The 22,031-nt window shown below is 41.9% G+C and carries 20 protein-coding genes; 14 read left to right on the top strand and 6 right to left on the bottom strand.

Annotated elements, in window-relative coordinates:
* Positions 1-4: 4 nt before the first annotated feature.
* The 10 genes from R7P80_RS12910 (at position 5) to R7P80_RS12865 (ending at position 12,965) form a co-directional block, all read left to right on the top strand.
* Positions 5-1,249 (top strand): oligosaccharide flippase family protein, encoded by a 1,245-nt coding sequence (locus R7P80_RS12910; protein WP_225491709.1) that lies wholly within the window; start codon positions 5-7, stop codon positions 1,247-1,249.
* Positions 1,246-2,379, top strand: a complete 1,134-nt coding sequence (locus tag R7P80_RS12905) for a glycosyltransferase family 4 protein (protein WP_170893655.1) — start codon at positions 1,246-1,248, stop codon at positions 2,377-2,379. The genes R7P80_RS12910 and R7P80_RS12905 overlap by 4 nt, the downstream gene beginning before the upstream one ends.
* An 18-nt stretch (positions 2,380-2,397) precedes the next feature.
* The gene (locus R7P80_RS12900) at positions 2,398-3,543 is read left to right on the top strand and encodes a hypothetical protein (RefSeq protein WP_170893656.1); all 1,146 of its coding nucleotides are present in this window, start codon (positions 2,398-2,400) and stop codon (positions 3,541-3,543) included.
* A complete protein-coding gene (locus R7P80_RS12895) occupies positions 3,540-4,664 on the top strand; it encodes a glycosyltransferase family 4 protein (protein ID WP_225491710.1) in 1,125 nt (374 codons plus the stop codon). The genes R7P80_RS12900 and R7P80_RS12895 overlap by 4 nt, the downstream gene beginning before the upstream one ends.
* A complete protein-coding gene (locus R7P80_RS12890) occupies positions 4,648-5,259 on the top strand; it encodes a sugar transferase (protein ID WP_170893658.1) in 612 nt (203 codons plus the stop codon). The genes R7P80_RS12895 and R7P80_RS12890 overlap by 17 nt, the downstream gene beginning before the upstream one ends.
* Positions 5,252-5,881: an acetyltransferase gene (locus R7P80_RS12885; RefSeq protein ID WP_170893659.1), complete on the top strand. Its 630-nt coding sequence runs from the start codon at positions 5,252-5,254 to the stop codon at positions 5,879-5,881. Before R7P80_RS12890 ends, R7P80_RS12885 begins: the two co-directional genes overlap by 8 nt.
* A gap of 33 nt (positions 5,882-5,914) precedes the next feature.
* On the top strand, positions 5,915-7,090 hold the full coding sequence (locus R7P80_RS12880) for a DegT/DnrJ/EryC1/StrS family aminotransferase (RefSeq protein ID WP_225491711.1): 1,176 nt from the start codon (positions 5,915-5,917) through the stop codon (positions 7,088-7,090).
* A 275-nt stretch (positions 7,091-7,365) separates the two neighbouring features.
* The gene (locus tag R7P80_RS12875; protein WP_130544807.1) at positions 7,366-9,354 is read left to right on the top strand and encodes a polysaccharide biosynthesis protein; all 1,989 of its coding nucleotides are present in this window, start codon (positions 7,366-7,368) and stop codon (positions 9,352-9,354) included.
* Positions 9,355-9,522: 168 nt separating this feature from the next.
* Positions 9,523-11,622 carry a YjbH domain-containing protein gene (locus R7P80_RS12870; protein ID WP_225491712.1) on the top strand — a complete coding sequence of 700 codons (2,100 nt, stop codon included), beginning with the start codon at positions 9,523-9,525 and terminating at the stop codon, positions 11,620-11,622.
* Positions 11,623-11,798: 176 nt separating this feature from the next.
* A complete protein-coding gene (locus R7P80_RS12865) occupies positions 11,799-12,965 on the top strand; it encodes a nucleotide sugar dehydrogenase (protein WP_225491713.1) in 1,167 nt (388 codons plus the stop codon).
* A 95-nt stretch (positions 12,966-13,060) separates the two neighbouring features.
* Here R7P80_RS12865 and tpiA read toward each other — a convergent pair whose 3' ends face one another.
* On the bottom strand, positions 13,061-13,831 hold the full coding sequence (gene tpiA, locus R7P80_RS12860) for a triose-phosphate isomerase (RefSeq protein ID WP_054579277.1): 771 nt from the start codon (positions 13,829-13,831) through the stop codon (positions 13,061-13,063).
* Positions 13,832-14,100: 269 nt separating this feature from the next.
* Between tpiA and R7P80_RS12855 the strand changes: the two genes are divergently transcribed.
* The 3 genes from R7P80_RS12855 to R7P80_RS12845 all read left to right on the top strand — a co-directional run bounded on the left by R7P80_RS12855 (position 14,101) and on the right by R7P80_RS12845 (position 16,218).
* Positions 14,101-14,448 carry a 5-carboxymethyl-2-hydroxymuconate Delta-isomerase gene (locus tag R7P80_RS12855; protein ID WP_017820736.1) on the top strand — a complete coding sequence of 116 codons (348 nt, stop codon included), beginning with the start codon at positions 14,101-14,103 and terminating at the stop codon, positions 14,446-14,448.
* 162 nt (positions 14,449-14,610) lie between these two features.
* The gene (locus R7P80_RS12850) at positions 14,611-15,033 is read left to right on the top strand and encodes a DUF805 domain-containing protein (protein WP_005384868.1); all 423 of its coding nucleotides are present in this window, start codon (positions 14,611-14,613) and stop codon (positions 15,031-15,033) included.
* A gap of 891 nt (positions 15,034-15,924) precedes the next feature.
* On the top strand, positions 15,925-16,218 hold the full coding sequence (locus R7P80_RS12845; RefSeq protein WP_054574236.1) for a GIY-YIG nuclease family protein: 294 nt from the start codon (positions 15,925-15,927) through the stop codon (positions 16,216-16,218).
* Here the strand turns inward: R7P80_RS12845 and R7P80_RS12840 are convergent.
* From R7P80_RS12840 to glpX, 3 genes are all read right to left on the bottom strand, one after another.
* Entirely contained in the window at positions 16,212-16,562 is a 351-nt protein-coding gene (locus R7P80_RS12840) for a DUF3135 domain-containing protein (protein ID WP_225491714.1), read from the bottom strand. The genes R7P80_RS12845 and R7P80_RS12840 overlap by 7 nt on opposite strands.
* A gap of 160 nt (positions 16,563-16,722) precedes the next feature.
* Complete coding sequence (locus tag R7P80_RS12835; RefSeq protein ID WP_054701039.1) at positions 16,723-17,343, bottom strand: helix-turn-helix transcriptional regulator; 621 nt, start codon at positions 17,341-17,343, stop codon at positions 16,723-16,725.
* 717 nt (positions 17,344-18,060) lie between these two features.
* Complete coding sequence (gene glpX, locus R7P80_RS12830) at positions 18,061-19,068, bottom strand: class II fructose-bisphosphatase (protein ID WP_005383180.1); 1,008 nt, start codon at positions 19,066-19,068, stop codon at positions 18,061-18,063.
* A gap of 348 nt (positions 19,069-19,416) precedes the next feature.
* On the opposite strand from glpX, the gene zapB reads away from it, so the two are divergent.
* Positions 19,417-19,659: a cell division protein ZapB gene (gene zapB, locus R7P80_RS12825; RefSeq protein WP_005379536.1), complete on the top strand. Its 243-nt coding sequence runs from the start codon at positions 19,417-19,419 to the stop codon at positions 19,657-19,659.
* Positions 19,660-19,794: 135 nt separating this feature from the next.
* Here zapB and rraA read toward each other — a convergent pair whose 3' ends face one another.
* Both rraA and R7P80_RS12815 read right to left on the bottom strand, forming a co-directional pair.
* Positions 19,795-20,301: a ribonuclease E activity regulator RraA gene (gene rraA / locus R7P80_RS12820; protein WP_005379537.1), complete on the bottom strand. Its 507-nt coding sequence runs from the start codon at positions 20,299-20,301 to the stop codon at positions 19,795-19,797.
* 76 nt (positions 20,302-20,377) lie between these two features.
* Positions 20,378-21,295 carry a 1,4-dihydroxy-2-naphthoate polyprenyltransferase gene (locus R7P80_RS12815; RefSeq protein WP_225491715.1) on the bottom strand — a complete coding sequence of 306 codons (918 nt, stop codon included), beginning with the start codon at positions 21,293-21,295 and terminating at the stop codon, positions 20,378-20,380.
* Positions 21,296-22,031 lie beyond the last annotated feature (736 nt).

Below are 22,031 nucleotides of genomic sequence, written 5' to 3'. Positions count from 1 at the left end.
TTTCATGTTTATTAATATTATAAAGAGAAATAAAGTACTATTGGAAAATTTTATTTCTCTTTCATTTTTGAAAATCCTTAATTTGACAATTCCATTTTTAATTCTACCTTTTATTATTAATAGTATTGGTGTGGAATCTTATGGGAAAGTAGCGCTTATTTTAGCTATTAATACTTATTTTTTAGCATTAACATCATATGGGTTTTCGTTGTCTGCTACGCGTGACATATCAAGGTATCGAGAAAGTAAAACTAAAAAGAGCGCTATCTATTGGAAGGTTGTAACGAGTAAGGTATATCTTTACTGTGTTTCAATGCTAGGTGTTTTTATATTTGATTGTTACTTTGATTTCTTTGGTTTGGATTACTTCTTTTCATTTGTAATATTACTTTTTGGTCAAACTTTTTTTCCTGATTGGTATTTTCGTGGTTTGGAAAAAATGAAATATATCACATTATATGACTCAATATCAAAAATTGCATTTGTTATGTTGGTTTTTCTTTTTGTAAATGATGAGAATGATGGGGTGTTATATTTACTAGCAATGGGGATTACGCAGTCTATCGTTACAGTTTTTAGTAATCTTATTATCATTAAAAAGTTAGGTTTTCTATTTTTATTTGTAAGTTCCAAAAAGTTTTTAAAGGAATTGTATAATAACTTCCCTCTATTCCTTAACCAGTTTTTGCCAAATCTATATAGTAATACATCAATATTAATAGTAGGTTATTTGTTGGGCACTTATGCCGCTGGAATATTTGCGGTGTTAAGGCAGGTTTGCTCACTATATTCTGTTTTTAATAGTGTATTGTCAATGACATTCTTCCCTTATCTTAGTAATAGAAAAGATAAATTTAAGAAAATTGCTATAGTATATTTTTTGTTATCCATTACCTTTCTGGCATTCATGGTTTCTATTGCTCCACTAATACCATATTTATTTGATATTAAATATGATGGGATGTATACCTGTTATTTTATTATGGTGTTGGGAGTGTTTATGATTTCTGTTTATAGTATATTTTCCACCAATTACCTAATAACACATAAGCAAGATTCAGATGTTACTAAATTAACATTAGTTGCGTCTTTTTCTGGGTTGGTTACCAGCTACCCCATGATAGCTGAATTTGAATTAATGGGAGCTTCACTCTCTATTTTTATTGGTCAGTTTTTAATGGCAATAGGTTCTATCTATTATGCTAGAAAATATGCAATTAGCCACATTGGGAGTATAAAAGCAATATGAAGGTGGTACATGTTATCATTGGTCTGAGAGTAGGCGGTGCGGAACTAATGCTTAAGCGATTAGTAGAACACTCAGGTGGAAATATTGAACATGTGATTATTTCCCTAACCGATAAAGGAACACTTGGACAGAAAATAATAGATAATGGCATATCAGTATACTGTTTGAACTTGAATAAATTAAATTTTGCTTTCTTAGGACCTATTAGACTAATTAAGCTATTGAAACGCTTAAAACCTCAAGTCGTGCAAACATGGATGTATCACAGCGATTTAATAGGAGGTCTATGCGCAAAATATATAGGTGTTGACAAAGTTATATGGTCTATTCGAAGCACTGATATTGACAAGGGCGGAAGTAAAATTACGGTATTGATAAGGAAAGTTTTATCTCAATTATCTTACCTTATTCCTAAAAAAATAGTATGTGCAGCAAATAAATCTAAAAACATTCATATTCAAGTTGGCTATGACAAAAGTAAAATGATAGTAATTCCGAATGGATTTACTAAGGAAAAGTTTGAGCCTAATCTAGAGCGATGTGAAAGTATTAAATCTCAACTTGGTTTTCAAGGAGAGATTATTATATCTAGTATAGGACGGCATCATCCTATTAAAAACCATAAGCTTTTTATAGATTCATGCAATCTTTTATCTGAGAATAATAAAGATAAACGGTTTCTATTTGTTATGGTTGGAAGGGGGGTTAATTATAGTAATGAAGAATTGAAATACTTAATAGAAAACACCAACACTCCAGAAAAATTTATCTTACTAGATGAAAGAGACGATGTTAGGGAAATATTGAATATTAGTGACATATATTGCTTACACTCCCTTTCTGAAGGTTTTCCCAATGTCCTAGGTGAAGCTATGTGTCTTGGTAAGATTTGCGTTTCTACAGATGTAGGAGATGCAAGAGATATACTTATTAGTGATGAACTTCTAGTTGACCTATCTGATGATGATAGCGCTCTTTCATATGCTAATGCATTATCTAGAGCAGTTAAAGTTATGAGTTCACGGACAACTGTAGATAAAATTTCAAAAATGAGCATACAACGAATGGAAGAGTGTTTCTCAATCCAAAGCATAGTTAAAAGGTATGAAAAACTATATTCAGACTTGTAATAATGTTAGGTGATTAATATGGGGTATGATTTACCTTTAATTGATAATGCATGGCATGTTTTTGCTTCATTTGTTATATTTGTTTTTGGGTTATTTGTTGCTTATGCATATGGTAAGAAGTTAAAAGTTTCTACAAGGTATTCTTGTATCTTATACTTATATCATACTTTGTTTTGTATATTTTACCTAAATATGGTTAATAACAGTGGCGGAGATGCTCTTAATTATTATATTAGGTCCACAGAGGCGTTATATGATTTTAGGCCAGGAACCATTGCTATTATATATTTTTCAGCGGCAATAAATTATTTTGGAGTGGGTCCTCTTGGTATGTCGCTAATTTATAACATCTTTGGTTATTTGGGAGTCGTGTTTTTTTATGCTTCAGTTATTAAGGTTGTTTCTTATCCATCAAATACTGCATTAATATTAATTAAGCTTTTGTTTTTACTGCCCTCTATGCACTTTTGGACTTCGGGGATAGGGAAGGACTCACTGTTTTTCTTTTCTGTAGGGTTGTTGGTGTATTCAGCTATAGATATTAATAAAAATATAATTAGTATTTGTTTTATAATTGTACTGATGATGCTTATTCGACCTCACATGGCTGGTGTCTTAATCATCTCTCTATCATTCTCCCTAATGATTTCTCGTGGTACATCTTTATATTTTAGGGCGAGTTTTTTTGTTCTTTCTTTGTTATTAACCAGTCTAATTGTTCCATTCGGCCTAAAGTATGCGGGTGTTGAAGGTGGTGTTTCTGGTGTTGATTCTTATATTCAAGAGCGAGAAACTAAAAATACGTCAGGAGGAAGTTCAATTGACTTAACATCTATGTCTCCACCGGAGAAGTTTTTTTCTTACCTGTTTAGACCTTTACCATATGAAGTTAATGGAGTGTCGCAATTTTTGGCCTCTATTGATAATATGATTTTAATGTTAATATTTATTTATGCTTTGTATTGTAAGATTAGATATAAAATTAACAATTTAAATTTTCATTCTTCAATACTATGGTTTTATGCTCTTGGCTCTCTATTTATATTATCATTTACATCAGCTAATCTTGGTATAGCGGTACGCCAAAAGTGGATGTTTATACCTGTTTTTATTTTTATTTCAATGTTTTATATTTTAAATCGTAAAAAGAGCACGAATTTATGAAAATAGCAATAATTGGCGCTCTTCCTGCATCCCTATTTAATTTTAGAGGGGAGTTGTTAATTGAACTTTCAAAAAATTATAGTTCAGTTTATTCGTTAGCTTCAGGCGCTGATAAAAAAGAAATTGAAGTTATCGAATCCCTTTATACTACATATTATGATTATCCAGTTTCGCGAAATGGATTAAATCCAGTTTTAGATGTTATTACTCTATTTTCGCTATGTCGTTTCAATTTTAAGAAAAAACCAAATGTTGTCTTGTCTTATACAATCAAGCCTATTATATGGGGTGGCCTCGCAGCAAGGTTTACAAACATCGAGTCTTTTTACGCGATGATCACGGGTCTTGGCTATGCCTTTCAAAAAGGAGGGGTGGCAAAGAACTTACTCAACACTCTCGTTAAATTCCTGTACCGTTCAGCATTGAAGAAGTCTAAAGGCGTTATTTTTCAAAACAGAGACAACATGCAAGTCTTTATTGATGAAGGCATTGTCCCAAAAGAAAAATGTTTTCTCGTAAATGGTTCGGGGGTCGATCTCAGCCATTACAGCTTATCTCCTTTACCTTCTACTCCACACTTTCTGTTAATTGCCCGGTTACTAGGCGATAAAGGGATAAGAGAATACGCTCAAGCTGCTAAGTTAGTTAAGCAGAAGTATCCTGAAGCGGTATTTGAGTTAGTTGGCCCTGAAGACCCATCTCCTGATGGTATTAAGCTTGATGAGGTTCACCAATGGACTGAGTCGGGAGCGATTAAATACAGTGGCGCAACCACAGATGTGCGTCCATTTATTGAAAACTGCGCTATTTATGTACTGCCCTCTTATCATGAAGGAATGCCTCGTACAGTGTTAGAGGCGATGGCGATGGGTAGACCAATCTTAACCACTGATGTGCCAGGTTGTAGAGAAACGGTAATTGATGGCGAAAACGGTTGGTTAGTTGAAAAAGCCAATGCAGAACAGCTTGCAGAAAAAATGATCTGGTTTATCGAGAACCAAGACAAGTGGCATGAAATGGGCAAAAGCAGTCACGATATGGCATATGAAAAATTTGATGTCCATAAAGTTAATGCGGAGATTTTAAAAATCATGGGACTATCTAATGAAAAGGATATTTGATTTCACGGCTTCTTTATGTGGCCTTATTTTACTTTCGCCAATTATCGCGCTCGTGGCTTGGAAAATACGTAAGAACTTAGGCTCGCCTGTATTGTTTCGTCAAACACGTCCTGGTTTGCATGGTAAGCCGTTTGAAATGGTTAAGTTCCGTACCATGAAAGATGCGGTCGATGCACAAGGGAATCCACTTCCTGATTCCGAGCGAATGACTCCGTTTGGAGACGAGTTGAGAAATTCAAGTCTCGATGAACTTCCAGAATTGTGGAACGTGTTAAAGGGTGAGATGAGCTTAGTGGGGCCACGTCCTTTATTAATGCAGTACTTACCGCTTTATAGTAAAGAGCAAGCGAGACGTCACGAAGTCAGGCCTGGAGTAACGGGCTGGGCTCAAATTAATGGGCGTAATGCAATTAGCTGGGAAGATAAGTTTAAGCTCGATGTCTGGTATGTCGATAATCGTAACCTGTGGCTAGATATCAAAATTCTGTTCCTAACCGTTAAAAAAGTGTTTGTGAAGGAAGGAATATCGGCAGATGGCCATGTCACGATAGAACCTTTTACTGGTCAATCAAAGCAGAGCGAAGTCCATGAATAGAACTTGCGCAATTTTAGGCGCTAGTGGTCACGGGAAAGTCGTTGCTGAAATTGCGGAGCTAAATGGTTATACAAACATTGAGTTTTTTGATGACCGCTGGCCAGAGTTGCAAAATGTTGAACATTGGCCAGTCAAAGGGAATTCCGAAGCCTTGTTAAAGATAGCGGCGCAGTTTGATCTAACGGTGATAGCAATCGGCAATAATAAAATCAGGTTAGAAAAGCAGAATCAGCTTAGTACAGCTGGCGCTAAATTCTCTGTACTAGAGCATCCTAGAGCCACAATTAGTCAGCATAGTCAGCTTGATGAAGGTACGGTAGTCATGGCCGGTGCTGTCATCAATCCTTTTGTCAAAGTTGGTAAAGCATGCATTATTAACACGGCCTCAACGATAGATCATGACTGCCATTTAGCGGATGGCGTACATGTTAGCCCTGGTTGTAATCTTGCGGGCGGGGTAACTGTCGGGGAAGGTTCTTGGCTCGGTATCGGAAGCCAAGTTAAACAACTTATTTCCATTGGTACGGGCGTAATGGTAGGAGCCGGCGCGACTGTCCTGAACCATGTACCAGACTTGCAAACTGTTGTGGGTACGCCTGCACAGCTCGTAAACTCAAAATAACATTCTCAGAATAATTTTTATTTAGGTGACATCGTGCTTAATACTCCATTTTCTCCATGGCCTTCTTTTACTCAAGAAGAAGCCGACGCAGTTAGTCGTGTACTACTGTCAAACAAAGTAAACTACTGGACGGGTAGTGAGTGCCGTGAGTTCGAAAAAGAATTCGCAGCTTGGGTTGGATGTGATCATGCTGTTGCACTAAGCAACGGTACCCTTGCACTCGATGTCGCGCTTAAAGCGTTAGCGATTGGTGAAGGGGACGAGGTTATTACGACGCCTAGAACGTTTCTTGCTTCTGCGTCTTCTATTGTTACGGCTGGCGCCAACCCTGTGTTCGCGGATGTAGATCTCAATAGCCAAGCCATTACGGCAGCGTCGATTGAAGCGGTGCTAACCCCTAAGACGAAAGCGGTCATCGTTGTTCATTTGGCTGGTATGCCGGCAGAAATGGATGCCATCATGGCGCTTGCAGAAAGACATGGTTTTTATGTTATTGAAGATTGTGCTCAAGCACATGGCGCAAAATACAAAGACCGCAGTGTCGGCACAATCGGTCACATTGGTGCTTGGTCATTCTGTCAAGATAAGATCATGACGACAGGCGGTGAAGGCGGCATGGTGACCACGAATGATAAAGGTTTGTGGTCAAAAATGTGGTCTTACAAAGATCATGGTAAAAACTATGATGCGATTTATAACCGTCAGCATCCACCAGGCTTTCGCTGGTTGCACGACAGCTTTGGAACCAACTGGCGTATGACTGAGCTACAAGCTGTGGTTGGTCGTATTCAATTGACTCGCATGTCAGAGTGGACGGCAAAACGCCAAGCCAATGCGGCACAAATCGATGAGGCTGTTGCAGATCTCAATATCGTTCGACGCGTTCACGTGCCTGAGCATTCGCAGCACGCTGAATACAAACATTACCTTTTTGTTGAGCCTAAACATTTGGCAGAGGGCTGGACGAGAGATCGCATTGTGGAAACCATTGTGGAACGTGGTGTTCCGGCTTATCAAGGTAGCTGCTCTGAGGTGTATTTAGAAAAAGCATTTGATAATACGCCATGGCGACCAGAAAAACGTTTGCCGAATGCAGTGCAGTTAGGTGAAACCAGTTTAATGTTTTTGGTTCATCCAACATTATCGTCAGAAGAAGTCGCTAAAACGTGCGGTGTGATCCGTGAAGTGTTGTTAGAAGCGCAGAAGTAAACCAGTTCAGTCTAAGTGGGACGCATAAATAATAGTGCTTTAATATGTCGTTATTTATGTTTTCCTGTAACAGCGTCCCACCACTTGATGAAAATGTAAAATGTCTGCTACGCAGATTGCTTAAAAGATGCGATGCAGTGAGAGAATATGCAATTAATGGTTCTATACATAATCATCAGGTTGTATAATCTTTGCTCAGGCTATCTCATAATATTAACTAGCATTACCACCAAACTCTAAAAATAAACTTGGGGTAATGAGGCTTACATACTGTCATGATTGAAAATAATTCCAAACTTAACGTCATTTGGTCTTTACCGAGATATCAAAAGCGCCTTATTAGTATCGGAGTGGATTTCTTTATTATCTCTGCTGCTTTTATGTTTGCTTATTGGTCTCGCATTGGTGAATTCCGCCCACTTCCAGATACAAGCAGTAACTATGTACTGTTGGCAACCATTGTGTGTACGCTTGCTGTTTTTGTCTCGTTTGGCCTCTATCGAGCGGTGCTACGCTATTTAGGCTTTCATGTTCTGGCAGTCGTCGGGTTGGGTACGATTCTATCTGCGCTTTGTGTGGCCAGTTTTGCTTTCGCATTTGATGCCCAACTACCACGCTCGATTCCTTTTATTTATGCCGCTTTTCTTGCGATCGGAGTAGGGACTAGCCGTCTGCTGGTAAGGAGCTTGGTTGCTCAATCGGTACACAAAGCTGGAGCGCCAGTTCTTATTTATGGTGCTGGTAGTGCCGGTCGTGAGCTTGCGTTTGCGCTGCGACAATCAGAAACCTACCGAGTTATTGGCTTTGTCGACGAAGACAAAACGCTTCAAAACACAATGCTAATGGGTTACCGAGTCTATACAGCGGATAACGCGATGAAGGCGATTAGAAAGTATGAAGTAAAAAAAATCTTACTTGCTATTCCTAGCGCTTCAAACAAACGCCGTAAGGAAGTCTTAGATAGAATTTCGAAACTGCCTGTTGAAATCCAAACCGTTCCAGATATGAAAGATATCCTTACGGGTAAGGCGAAAATTGATGAACTGAAAGAGGTTCCGATTGGTGATTTGTTAGGTCGAGACCCTGTTCAGCCGCAACAAGTATTAATGGAAGCGAACATCAAGAATCAAGTAGTGATGGTGACGGGAGCTGGTGGTTCAATTGGCTCTGAGTTATGTCGTCAGATTTTAAACTACTCGCCAAAATCATTGATCTTATTTGAACTGTCTGAATTTGCGTTGTATCAGGTGCACAGTGAATTGAGTCAAATCATTAAAGCTAACAATCTGAGCATTGTCGTCGTTCCATTGGTTGGCTCTGTGCAGAGACAAAATCGCTTAGAAACTACCATGAAAGCCTTTGAAGTGGACACGGTTTACCATGCTGCGGCGTACAAACATGTTCCGCTGGTGGAGTACAACGTTGTTGAAGGTGTAAGAAACAATGTGTTTGGTACTTACTATACAGCGCAAGCGGCGATTGATGCAGGTGTGAAGAATTTTGTTCTTATTTCTACTGATAAGGCTGTTAGACCAACGAACGTGATGGGTGCGACTAAACGTATGGCTGAGTTAGGGCTACAGGCGTTGGCGGAGCAACAAAACCGAATTCGTGAGAGCAACCCTAATCTGGGTACGCGTTTCTGTATGGTGCGCTTTGGTAATGTTTTGGGTTCGTCTGGCTCGGTAATTCCTGTATTCAAAAAACAGATTGAGAAGCGAGAACCTATTACGGTCACCCACAAAGACATTACTCGATACTTTATGACAATTCCAGAAGCTGCCCAGTTGGTTATTCAAGCTGGGGCGATGGGTAAAGGTGGCGATGTATTTGTTCTCGATATGGGGGAGCCCGTTAAGATTGTCGATCTAGCGAAGAACTTGGTTTACCTGTCAGGACTTGAAGTTAAAGATGAAAACAATCCTCATGGCGATATAGAGATTCTCTTCACAGGTTTGAGACCGGGAGAGAAGTTATATGAAGAGCTGTTGATTGGAGATGACAATGTTTCCGAAACGGCACACGCACGTATTATGACAGCGCAAGAAAGTTACCTACCACTAAAAGAGTATGAAATCTTAATCGACAAGCTCGATGTCGCCTGTCACAACTTCCAACACGAAGTGATTCGTCGCTTGTTACTCGATGCTCCTACAGGCTTTAATCCGGTGGACGGCATTGAAGATCTCGTATGGAAGCAAAATACTCGCACTGCGGAGTTATATACTTTTGAACCAAAGCAAAGTAATGCAAGTGAAACTTGATGCTTTTGTTTGGTTGGTAAATAATAGAAAAATTAATAAGATATGTTGTCTTGGTGCTCGCAGTGGTGGTTTGTTTACTACGAGCGTAACGTGAACATGTCGTAATCTCAAAAAGGCACTTCTGAGTGCCTTTTTCTGTATTCAATACATTAACAGTGGCTAAAACTGATGGCACAGAAAACGATAAAAACAGGGATAGCAGCATTATCGCTGCCGCTATTGGTAAGTACTTCTCTTACCGCTCAGGAGTTGGCGACGCTACCTTCGAACCAAAGCTTTACCGGATTGACTTTTACGCCCAATGCACAGTCTTTAAATTACGGCGATTTTTCTTTTACGTACGCTCAAGGCTTACCATTTAGGACGGCAGTTCAAGATTTAGATTCTCTAAAATTCTCGTTCGGTATGTTTGATGGCTTGGAAGCTCACGGAAGAATTGTAACGGATGACTATACTTCAAATTGTTTTTACGATTGTGGTGATACCCGTGATTTATCTATGTCTTTCAAGTATCAGGTCCCTAACTTTTGGGGATCGGAGAATCTCGACTTTGCTCTAGGTATTCAGGACTTAGGTGGCTCAGCCAATCAGTTCAGTACGAAATATGCGGTTGCAGATTACTCGTTCGACTTTGCTCCGGTTCGCGTTTCTGCAGGTTATGGGCTTTCTGATATCGAATTAGGTGTGATGGATGGCCCATTCGGTGGTATTGAATATCAACCATTGAGCTTTTTGCAGGTTAGCGGAGAATACGATGCTGTGGAGTTTAACTCTTCGGTTAAGCTTTTTACCCCACAAGGCACATTGCCTTATGATGTGACAGCCTCGCTCAGTTATCAGCTCTACTCTGGCCACAATACTGATGAACAAAATATTTGGAACGCGGCACTTTCAGTACCTCTAGTTACTGGGTATACACGTTCTCGCGATTACTCGCGCAATAATCTCACGTTAATGGAAAAGCTGTCTTTGGAGCAGAATAAAGCTAAAGAGGCTTCTATCTCTGCTTTAGTGAGCGCGCTTCGTAATGAAGGCTTTGTGAATATTCAAATCGGTTTGCTGAATCAAACAACAGTAGTGGCGCTAGAAAACCGTCGTTATAACCATAACCAAGTAGATGGTTTAGGTGTTGCTATGGGGATCATCTCTAGCCACCTAGGTCAAAACGCGGTATCAGAAGTGGGTGGTGATTCAGAGCGTATTGAGCTATTTATGCTCGCAAACCAAAAGCCCGTTGTGAGCGTGCAAGCGAATTCAACGTGCTATCAGAGTTTTATCAATGGTTCTGCTGCGTGCGAGGATATTAAGTTCACGACACGAGATTTAGCCGAAAAACTTGAGTTGGTTAACTGGAAAACAGAGCGCGTAAATAGCGGCGCACTAGACTCTCAACTTGTCTTTTCACCAATGGTTCGTCATGCCGTTGCGACCGAGTTTGGTGTTTATGACTACTCTTTTGCGATGTCGAGTAACTTATATACCTACCTTTGGTCTGGCGCGGCTGTCGATGTTCGCCATATTTTGCCGTTAGCGGAAACTGACGATTATGAAAAATGGGGATACTTTGAGGATAGTGCTTACGAAAATGATATCGAACGCGCAATGTTGCACCAATTCTTCCGTTTACCTTATGTCGATATTGCGAACCAAGTATCCGTCGGTCTGGCGAAAACAGATTATATTGGCGCGAGAAGTGAGTCTACATGGTTTTCTCAGTCTGGTGCGCACGCTTTGAGTTTGGAAATGAGCTACTTCCAGCACGTCGATGAGAAAGATGAAAATGGCTATGAAACTCTCGATCGTCAAACTTCGCTAGCTCGCTATACTTTTTCAATGCCCGAATGGGATTGGCAGTTTAACGCGACAGCGGGTGAGTTTTGGCGGGGGGATGTTGGTGCTAAGCTAACAACATCGCATTGGTTTGAGGATATTGAGGTTTCTGCTACTTATCAGGTTACTAAGTACAAAGATACTGATGAAGAGCAGTTTGTCGCTGTGTCAGTCAAGCTACCACTAACACCTTGGCGAGATATGTCACCTGGTTTGTTGCAGGTTCGAGGCAACGAAGCTTATGACTTTAATGTGATGACGCGAGTAGGCAATGACGTCAATTTCTTAAGTGATGGACAAGGTGATGAGCTTATCATGGACAACAGCATGCTACGTCGTTACTTCAACCGTGGTCGTTATGGTAGCGATTACTTTGAAGAGAATAAGATTCGCTTACGTAACGCCTACCTGCGTTACTTATCAACTCAGTTAGACTAAACCCATAGAGTAATACTATTTGCAAAAAGCGGCCAATGAGCCGCTTTTATTTTATCTAAGTATCGAATGTGGAACACATCAAAAATGCAAATTTGTTTCGCGTCTTGATCGCTCTACCCTGTAGTTTGATGTTTTGTTATCCTACGAACAGTTTTACACTTTTAGGAATAATAAAAATGAAAGTTGCAGTTGCTGGTACCGGCTACGTAGGTCTGTCCAATGCTATGCTTTTAGCTCAAAATCATCAGGTGGTAGCAGTTGACATTATCCAAGAAAAAGTGGATTTGTTGAATAACAAGCGGTCTCCAATTGTGGATGCCGAAATTGAGCATTTTCTAGCAAACAAAGAGCTAAACTTTGTCGCAACGTTAGATAAAGAACTTGCTTACAAAGACGCAGAGTTTGTTGTCATTGCAACGCCAACGGATTATGACCCACAAAACAACTACTTTAATACTGCTTCTGTTGAAGCGGTAATTAAGGACGTGATGACCATTAATCCGAACGCAGTTATGGTGATTAAATCTACGGTACCAGTGGGCTACACTGCACGTATTAAGCAAGAGTTTGGTTGTGAAAACATTATTTTCTCGCCAGAGTTTCTTCGCGAAGGCAAAGCACTTTATGATAACTTGTATCCTTCTCGTATTATTGTTGGTGAGCGTAGTGAACGTGCTAAAACATTCGCCAATCTTCTGGTTCAAGGGGCGGTAAAAGAAGACATCCCAGTTTTGTTTACTGATTCTACAGAAGCTGAAGCGGTTAAGTTGTTCTCAAATACTTACCTTGCAATGCGCGTAGCTTATTTCAATGAGTTAGATTCTTACGCTGAGGCGCATAATCTTGATTCTCGCCAAATTATCGAAGGTGTTGGTTTGGACCCCCGTATTGGTAACCACTACAACAATCCTTCATTTGGATATGGTGGTTATTGTTTACCAAAAGATACCAAGCAACTTCGTGCAAACTATCAAGATGTCCCAAACAGTATTATTGGGGCCATAGTGGAAGCCAATCGAACTCGTAAAGACTTTATTGCTGAGTCTATTCTCAAACGAGAACCTAAAGTGGTTGGGATATACCGTTTGATAATGAAAGCTGGCTCAGATAATTTCCGCGCTTCGTCTATTCAAGGTATTATGAAGCGTATCAAGGCAAAGGGTATTGAAGTGGTGGTGTATGAACCAGTACTTCAGGAAGACGAGTTCTTTAACTCACGTGTAATCAACGACCTGAATGAGTTTAAACAAAGCGCCGATGTGATTGTTTCTAACCGTATGGTTGAAGAACTTACTGATGTGGCTGATAAGGTGTACACGCGAGACCTATTTGGTAGTGATTAGACTTTAGTTACGATGATCGTGTGTAATCTAATACACAAACAAAAAGGGATGCATGATGCATCCCTTTGTTATTTTTACTCTCAGTAAAAACGAGATTAAGCTTTTGCTTTAGCCGCTGCTTTAGCGATTGCTGCAAAGCTTTTCGCGTCTAGAGAAGCGCCGCCAACAAGAGCGCCGTCGATGTCTGGTTGTGAGAAGTAAGCTTCAGCGTTTTCTGGCTTAACAGAACCACCGTATTGGATGATTACTTGTGCTGCAACTGCTTCGTCTTTCGCTGCGATTAGTGCGCGGATAGAAGCGTGGATGCGTTGTGCATCTTCAGCTGTTGCTGCTTTACCAGTACCGATAGCCCAGATTGGTTCGTAAGCGATGATTGCGCCGTTTAGAGCTTCAACACCGTAAGTGTCGATAACTGCGTTGATTTGACGTGCACATACTGCTTCAGTTTCGCCAGCTTCGTTTTGCGCTTCAGATTCACCGATACAGAAAACTGGAGTTAGACCGTTTTCTTTTAGGAAATTGAATTTCTTAGCGATGAACTCGTCAGATTCGTTGTGGTATTCACGACGCTCTGAGTGACCGATGATGATGTGAGTAGCACCGAAATCTTTCAGCATTTCTGGAGACATATCGCCAGTGAACGCACCGCTGTTGTTTAGGTCAGTGTTTTGAGCACCTAGGATGATCTTGTTACCGCCTTCAGCGATTACGCGCTCTGCTAGGTCGATGTAAAGTGCTGGTGGAGCGACTGCTACGTCAACACCGTCAACGCCTTCAAGTTCAGCGTTAAGACCAGTTAGCAGCTCAGTTACCATTGCTTTGCTGCCGTTTAGTTTCCAGTTACCCATCACTACAGGACGACGCATAGGAATATCTCCCTTATCTTTAATGTAAATAGTCAATTAATGTAAAAAATCTACGTAGGAATATAACAGAATAATGTGAACAGATCATGATTGGCGTCATGTCTTGTCCGGCTTTCTTTGTTGATTCGACCAAGCATCGATCCTGTTATTTTTGTCAAAAGCAACCGATTGGTGATCGCGTAGACAGAATGATAGTTCATTCCTCGGAAATTGCTGCTGAGATTGGTATTACTACGCGCTGGAATTAATTGTTGTAGAAAGGAATCAAAATGCCAAATCTCGTTTTAGAGTATTCAAACTCGGTGGAAGAACGCGTCAATGTTCAGGGGTTGCTGGAGGATTTACATAAAACGGCGTTAGAAAGTGGCCTCTTTGAACTCGCGTCAGTGAAATCTAGAACGCTCCGGTGCCACAATTGGTTAATAGGAGAGGAGGGTGATAGCCTCGACTTTATCCATATCAACTTTGATTTGTTATCTGGTCGCTCCCAAGAACAAAAGCGAGAACTGTCACGAGCCTTGATGGCGACACTTCAAGAGCAAGCCAGTCACGTGCACAGTTTAACAGTCAATATCCGAGACATGGATATAGATAGCTTCCAAAAGGTCGTGAACTAGGTTGCGCTGAATTGCCCGAGAATAGCGAGGGGTTATTGCTACGAATTCTCAGCCTGGCTCTGCTTATTGTAAGGTCGTTGTGGGCACCCAAGCTATCGGTGTCCTTTCCAAACTATATCGACTCGGCTAATCTATAACCTTTCTACTTTGGGGTAAAATTTGATGTCGACTAAAGAGTTACTGTTTTCTTTTCAAGGACGTATAAACCGTAAAACCTACTGGATTTGGAACGTCATTTACTATGTGTCCATTCTAGGCTTTGGTGCCGGTATCAGCCAACTGCTTCCTACTCTCTCCTATGTGCTTCTTCCTATTTTCTTGGTGGTTCTGTTGATCCCTGATTTGGCGATCACCACCAAGCGTTGGCACGACCGCAACAAATCGATCTATTGGCTAGCACTAAATATTCCGCTGATTATCGGACGAATTGCCACGCCAATGACCAGCCCTGCCGCGCAAGAGCCGTCGACCCCACAGATGTTCGTCGCTTCCATTTCTCTGATTTGTGGTTTATGGATTCTAATTGAATGTGGTTTCTTAAAGGGAACATCAGGACCAAATCAATATGGCCCTGAGCCGGAGTAATTGCTTCAAGTATCGTGCGTGCTGAAAGTAGATTCTTAGTCTCGCTAAGGCTCGCTAGAATGACGATCCTTTTTGGTTTGGAGGCTGTTAAAGTCATCATCATTCTGAACAGCGAGGGACGAGTGTGATTCAGAATCTATCGTCCGCTTGAGCAGTGTTTAAGCTGAGTGGGAAAGAATAGGAGCTTGCTGTTACTAGATTCTTAGTCTCGCTAAGGCTCGCTAGAATGACGAACTCTTTTGATTTAGAAACTGTTAAAGCCATCGTCATTCTGAACAGCGAGGAACGAGGTGATTCAGAATCTATCATCCGGTTGAGCAGTGGTTAAGCTGAGCGGGAAAGAGTAGGAGCTTGCTGATACCAGATTCTTAGTTTCGCTACAGCTCGATTGAGTGACGAGCTCCTTTGATTTAGAGTCTGTGAAAGCCATCGTCATTCTGAACAACGAAGCACGAGTGTGATTCAGAATCTATCGTCCGCTTGAGCCCTGGTTAAGCTGTGTGTGAAAGAGTAGGAGTTTGCTGTTACCAGATCCTTAGTCTCGCTAAGGCTCGCTAGAATGACGAACTCTTTTGATTTAGAGGCTGTTAAACTTACCGTCATTCTGAACTGCGAGGGACGAGCGTGATTCAGAATCTATCATCCGGTTGAGCAGTGGTTAAGCTGAGCGGGAAAGAATAGGAGCTTGCTGTTACGAGATTCTTAGTCTCGCTAAGGCTCGCTAGAATGACGAACTCTTTTGGTTTAGAGGCTGTTAAACTCACCGTCATTCTAAACAACGAGGAACGAGGTGATTCAGAATCTACGCACAGAGTGCTCCGAGTTTGAAATAAACTGACTGAGCTCGCGAATTACAATGGAAAAGTAACAGCGAATAATGAAGGAGAATGAATCATCGATAAGGCACCTTGCGTTTATATCCTAACGTCAAATAACAACGCCGTTCTCTACATAGGCGTTACCAGTCAGCTGCCCCAAAGAATATGGCAACATAAAAATGGAGTAGTGGAAGGATTTACTAAGAAATACAACGTTCATAAGCTCGTTTACTTTGAGTTATTCGACGATATGGCTATGGCTATAAACCGAGAAAAGCAGCTCAAGCAGTGGAAGCGTGAGTGGAAGTTAGCCTTGGTAAGAGAAACGAACCCTAACTTTCTCGATCTATCTACTGAGTATCAGTAAAAGTCATTCCTATCTTTAAACGCATTTAAGCTAACCACATCCGCTTTTTGTGTCGGTGCCGCTTCCCCTTCTAGCGCTGATTTGAACTTTACGACCTGTTTTTGCAACTCGTTCATCAATACCACATTGGTGTGATGAGGGTTTTTACACGTGCTGATGACTCTATCAATGTGGCTTTGTTGAGCCCACAATCTTTCTTTCATATCTTCTGATGCGCTCTCGATCATCTCTTTCGCCATCTCATGACGAAATTGCTCAAAAGCTTCTGGGTCTCGCTCTGCCATTCGAACCATTTCATCGAATGGAGGAAGCGTTTGGGATGGGATATGACGTAGATTAGACATCGATGCTCTCCAAATCCTTATGGAAATTGCCTTTAGTTACTAAAAGCCTATACCACTAGAAAGAGGAGAGAGGATGAATTCTTCAGCCGTCTCACTTATAAGAGAAGCTTTCAAGCTTGAGATTGAATAAGTGCGGCATGTCGATGTTTGGTTGTGGTGGTTACTGCAGTTGTTGGATGCGGTAAACGCAGCGTCTTTGGCCACTAATGATGTGTTCGGTACGCTCTACTTTGGTGTCACGTCCAAGTAAAGACTGAAAGACACTTAATTCTGATTGGCACAAGCTTGGGCAGCGAGTTGCGGCTTTACAAATCGGACAGTGATTTTCGATCAAGATGAATCCGTTCTCATCTTTCTCGAGCTCTGCCATATAGCCTTCTTGCTCTCTTAATGTGACAAGTGTTTCTAGTTTGCTTTGCAGAGAGTCGCATTGCTCAAGATGCTGACGATAACTTTGTAACGTGAGTTTTTCCCTTTCTGATGTGACTTTTTCCAGTCCATCTTTGCCAAAGATATGTTCGACAGCTTCTATAAACTGAATGGTCAACTCACCGTGACGGTCAGTAAATTGCTCATGACCTTTTTGAGTGAGAGACCAATGACGAGCAGGGCGACCAACTTTTACTTTTACGTCATGGATAGAAAGAATGCCATCATCTTCTAAACTTTGCAGGTGCTGACGAGCCCCCATGGTTGTCATACCTAGCTCAGAGGAGAGTTGTTTTGCAGTGACGGAGCCATCACGCTTAACGATTTGCAATATCCTATCTACGGTCTTCATATACCCACCATTTATACGTCAGTACATATTATGCGCGATAGGGTTAGTAAAGAAAAGTGTTGACTTAATTTGAGTGTGGATTTATAGGGGGCTATGTTCATATGAGCCAATATATGTCGTCATTCTGAACAGCGAGGAACGAGGTGATTCAGAATCTATCGTCCGGTTGAGCAGTGGTTAAGGTGACCAGGAAAGAATAGGAGTCTGCTGTTACCAGATTCTTAGTCTCGCTGGGGCTCGCTAGAATGACGAGTTCTTTTGATTTAGAGCTTGCTATGGTAACCGTCACTCTGAACGGCGAGGGACGAGGTGATTCAGAATCTATCTTTTGGTTGAGCAGTGGCTAAGGTGAGCGGGAAAGAATAGGAGTTTGCTGTTACCTGATTCTTAGTCTCGCTGGAACTGGCTAGAATGACGAGTTCTTTTGATTTAGGGCTAATTAAAGTCACCGTCATTCTGAACAACGAGGAACGAGAGTGATTCAGAATCTACTGTCCGGCTGTGTAGTGGTTAAGGCGAGCAGGAAGAATAGGGGTTTGCTGTTACCAGATTCTTAGTCTCCCTGGGGCTCGCTAGAGTGACGAGTTCTTTTGATTTAGAGCTTGTTATGGTAACCGTCATTCTGAACGGCGAGGGACGAGGTGATTCAGAATCTACTGTCCGGCTGTGCGGAAAGAAAGGCTCAAACTCAGATTGAGCTAGAGCCTCGAGAAATGCTTAAAGAATAATATCGCGTACTTCTGGATCTTTACGATCTAGGTAGTGAGTCGACTTAATGCGACGAATAGTACGGCATCGACCGCGCACGAGCAGCGTTTCTGTGGTCGCTATATTGCCTTGACGAGAGATACCTTCTAGCAAGTCACCTTTAGTAATGCCTGTTGCTGAAAATACCACATTGTCGCTACGAGCCATGTCTTCCATTTTGAGGACAACATTCGCTTTTACGCCCATTTCATCGCAGCGTTTTAGTTCATCTGCACCGTAAATGCGGTTTTCTTCAGTATCGCCTTTTACCTCATGACGAGGAAGCAGGCGACCGTGCATGTCACCGTCTAGCGCTCGAATTACCGCTGCTGATACAACCCCTTCTGGCGCACCGCCAATACAGTACATCATGTCCACTTCACTGTCTGGCATACAAGTTAGAATAGAGGCAGCGACGTCACCATCAGGCACCGCAAAAACACGTACGCCCATTGCTTGCATTTCTGCAATAACGTCATCGTGGCGAGGTTTCGCAAGGGTAATAACGACTAGGGTATCAAGTGGCTTGTTCAGGGCTTTTGCTACGTTCTCTAGGTTTTCTTTTAACGGCTTTTCTAAGTCAATTACGCCTTTTGCACCAGGGCCAACAACCAGTTTTTCCATGTACATATCTGGCGCTTTAAGAAAGCTGCCTTTCTCACCTGCGGCAAGTACGGCTAGTGCGTTCGATTGTCCCATTGCCGTCATACGCGTTCCTTCAATCGGGTCGACTGCAATATCCACTTCATCACCACCAATACCCACTTGCTCACCAATGTACAGCATTGGCGCATCATCGATTTCACCCTCACCAATGACAATTTCACCACTGATATCTGTTTTGTTCAGTAGCGTGCGCATAACTTCAACAGCTGCGCCATCGGCTGCGTTTTTATCGCCACGGCCAAGCCATTTGTAACCAGCCAGAGCTGCACCTTCAGTCACACGGGAAAATGCCATTGCTAAATCGCGTTTCATGATGTCTCCAAGTAAGCAAGAGGGAAGAAGAATTTGCGCGGCGATTCTATCACAAGGTCGAGTAAACGTTTGCCTTTTTGCGAGGCTTTTACTTTATCTAACTTGAATTTGATCAATACTTAGGGCGATTTTCAGAGTAGCGGGACGCAAAATCCTTGCTCAAAAATGCTTCGGCGACAAGAAAAGTCAGCGTTTAGTGAGATTGCGCTGATTTTTTGACCGAATGATGCAAAATATCGAATATAGTGAGTGTTTCTCATCGCGACGCTGAGTAGAATGAACCTTATATAGGTTAGGTGTGCATCAATCTCGCACATCGTCCCAACGGAATAACATAGGTAGGCCAAGATGTCTTTTGAAGTACTAGAACAACTAGAATCTAAAATTCAAACTGCAGTTGACACAATCACTCTTCTTCAGATGGAAGTCGAAGAGCTGAAAGAAGATAAAGCTAAACTTGCGGAAGAAGCTAACGAGCTTCGCTCTCAACGTGAAGAGCTAGAGCAAAAAGCACAACAAGCACAGCAAGAGCACGCACAATGGCAAGAGCGCATTCGTGCACTACTTGGCAAAATGGACGAAGTGGAATAATTCGGCTTCTTCATTCCAAATTAAAAACACCCGCGTTAAGCGGGTGTTTGTATTTTAGGGAAGTAGAAAATGTTAAGACAAGGCTAGGCGCTGATAGCTAAGAGAAGACCCTATAACTTAGACACCTAAGACTCGCTATGCTTCTTCATCCAACTCTAAATCAATATTCAATGGTTCAGGCGACAGGATAATTCCGGTGCTATCAGCATAAATGTAATCTTCTGGAAGGAAGCTAACGCCGCCAAAGTTGACTGGTACATCCAATTCGCCAATACCCTGACTTGTCGCTCCAACAGGAATAGAAGCGAGGGCTTGAATGCCTAAGTTCATATCTTCAAGTTCATCTACTTCACGAACACAGCCGTAAACGACAATGCCTTCCCACTCGTTTTCTTCCGCAATGGTTGCGATTTCTGCATCGATAAGGGCTTTACGTAGGGAACCGCCACCGTCAATTAACAAAACGCGACCAAGTCCATCTTGCTCTAATGTCTCGCGGATCAACGAATTATCTTCAAAACACTTGATGGTGGTGATTTGCCCGGCAAATGAAGCGCGACCGCCAAAGTTACTGAACATTGGTTCAACCACATCTACCTGATCGAGGTAGATATCACAGAGTGCTGAGGTATTGTATTCCATAGCGTACCTTTCTAAACAGAAATTGGTTGTCTTTGAGTATATCTAGGCATTAAGTCAATGCAATGACAATCCTTTTTTAACTTACTAGAGTTTGAGCTACCACAATTGTTGCAAACAAAACGTTGGTGACTAGAGAGCATTTCACGATGACTGGCATCATTGGTGCTATTTGAGCAGGCTTTTGTGTATGCCAAACCGCTTTACCATGATCGGCCACGAAATAAATACTAAGTAAGAATGGCAAGCTAATCCAAACGGGTTTGTCTTGAATTAACAAGTAAGCCGCAAAGGCAAGGATAGCTCCGCCAAGTAAAATAAAGTGGTACTGTTTGGCTTTACGTTGACCTAAGCGTACCGCCACCGTGTGTTTACCACACTCTCGGTCGTTCTCTATATCACGCATATTGTTGATATTGAGTACTGCAACGGCGAGTAAACCGCAGCCTAAAGCAGGTAAGAATAGCGTGGTGTCTACGTGACCGGTATGCAAGAAGTAGGTACCGGATACGCCGAGTAAACCAAAAAACAAGAACACTGATATATCGCCAAGCCCCACGTAACCGTATGGTTTGCTACCCATGGTATAAGCAATGGCTGCGAGAATGGCCAAAATTCCCAGCCCGATAAAAGTGACAATGCTTTCCAGTGAACTTAGTGAATAGAAAACTAACACCAAGCCTGAGATTGCGGTCAGAACGATGTTAAAGATAATCGCTTGTTTCATCTGTTTAGCACTTACCGCGCCAGACTGCATCGCTCGTAATGGGCCAAGGCGTTTGTCGTTATCTGTACCTTGAACGGCATCGCCGTAGTCGTTCGCAAGATTGGATAGAATTTGCAGCAACGTCGCGGTTACGAAAGCCATGATGGCAATTGTCGGTGAAAAATGACCCGCCGAGTAGGCGAGTACACTACCCGTTAAGATAGAGACTAATGCCAGAGGTAGTGTTTTTGGGCGAGCGGCTTCAAGCCAGATCTGTAAAGATTGTTTCATGGAAATTTCGTGCTAGTAACCAATGTGCCCAGTATAAGCACAAAGAGGCAGATACGCTATTGACCTAAAACAACTCAACTAGAAGTCAAAGGGTTATTCAGAATCTATCGTCCGGTTGTGCGGTGGTGAAGGCGAGTGAGGAAAGAAAGGCGTTTGCTGTTAGCAGATTCTTAGTCTCGCTTGAGCTCGCCAGAATGACGAGATCTTTTTGATTTAGGTGTTGTCAAAGTCACCGCCATTCTGAACAACGAGTGTGATTCAGAATCGATCATCCGATTGTGCGGTGGTGAAGGGGAGTGGGAAAGAATAGGCGTCTGCTGTTGCCAGATTCTTAGTCTCGCTTGAGCTCGCTAGAATGACCAGGTCTTTTGATTTAGATGTTGTCAAAGTCACCGTCATTCTGAACAGCGAGGAACGAGTGTGATTCAGAATCGATCATCCGATTGTGCGGTGGTGAAGGCGAGTGGGGAAAGAAAGGCGTTTGCTGTTAGCAGATTCTTAGTCTCGCTTAAGCTCGCTAGAATGACGAGCTCTTTTGATTTAGATGTTGTCTAAGTCACCGTCATTCTGAACAGCGAGGAACGAGGTGATTCAGAATCTATCGTCCCAATAGTGCCGTGGTTAAGGTGAGTTGGAAAGAATAGGCGTCTGCTGTTAGCAGATTCTTAGTCTCGCTTGAGCTCGCTAGAATGACGAGAGCTTTTGATCTAGATGTTGTCTAAGTCACCGTCATTCT

The organism is Vibrio sp. 2092, from assembly GCF_033339635.1.
Taxonomy (GTDB): domain Bacteria; phylum Pseudomonadota; class Gammaproteobacteria; order Enterobacterales; family Vibrionaceae; genus Vibrio; species Vibrio alginolyticus.
The sequence above is the reverse complement of the archived record's forward strand: the minus strand, read 5'-3'. Positions and strand labels throughout refer to the sequence as shown.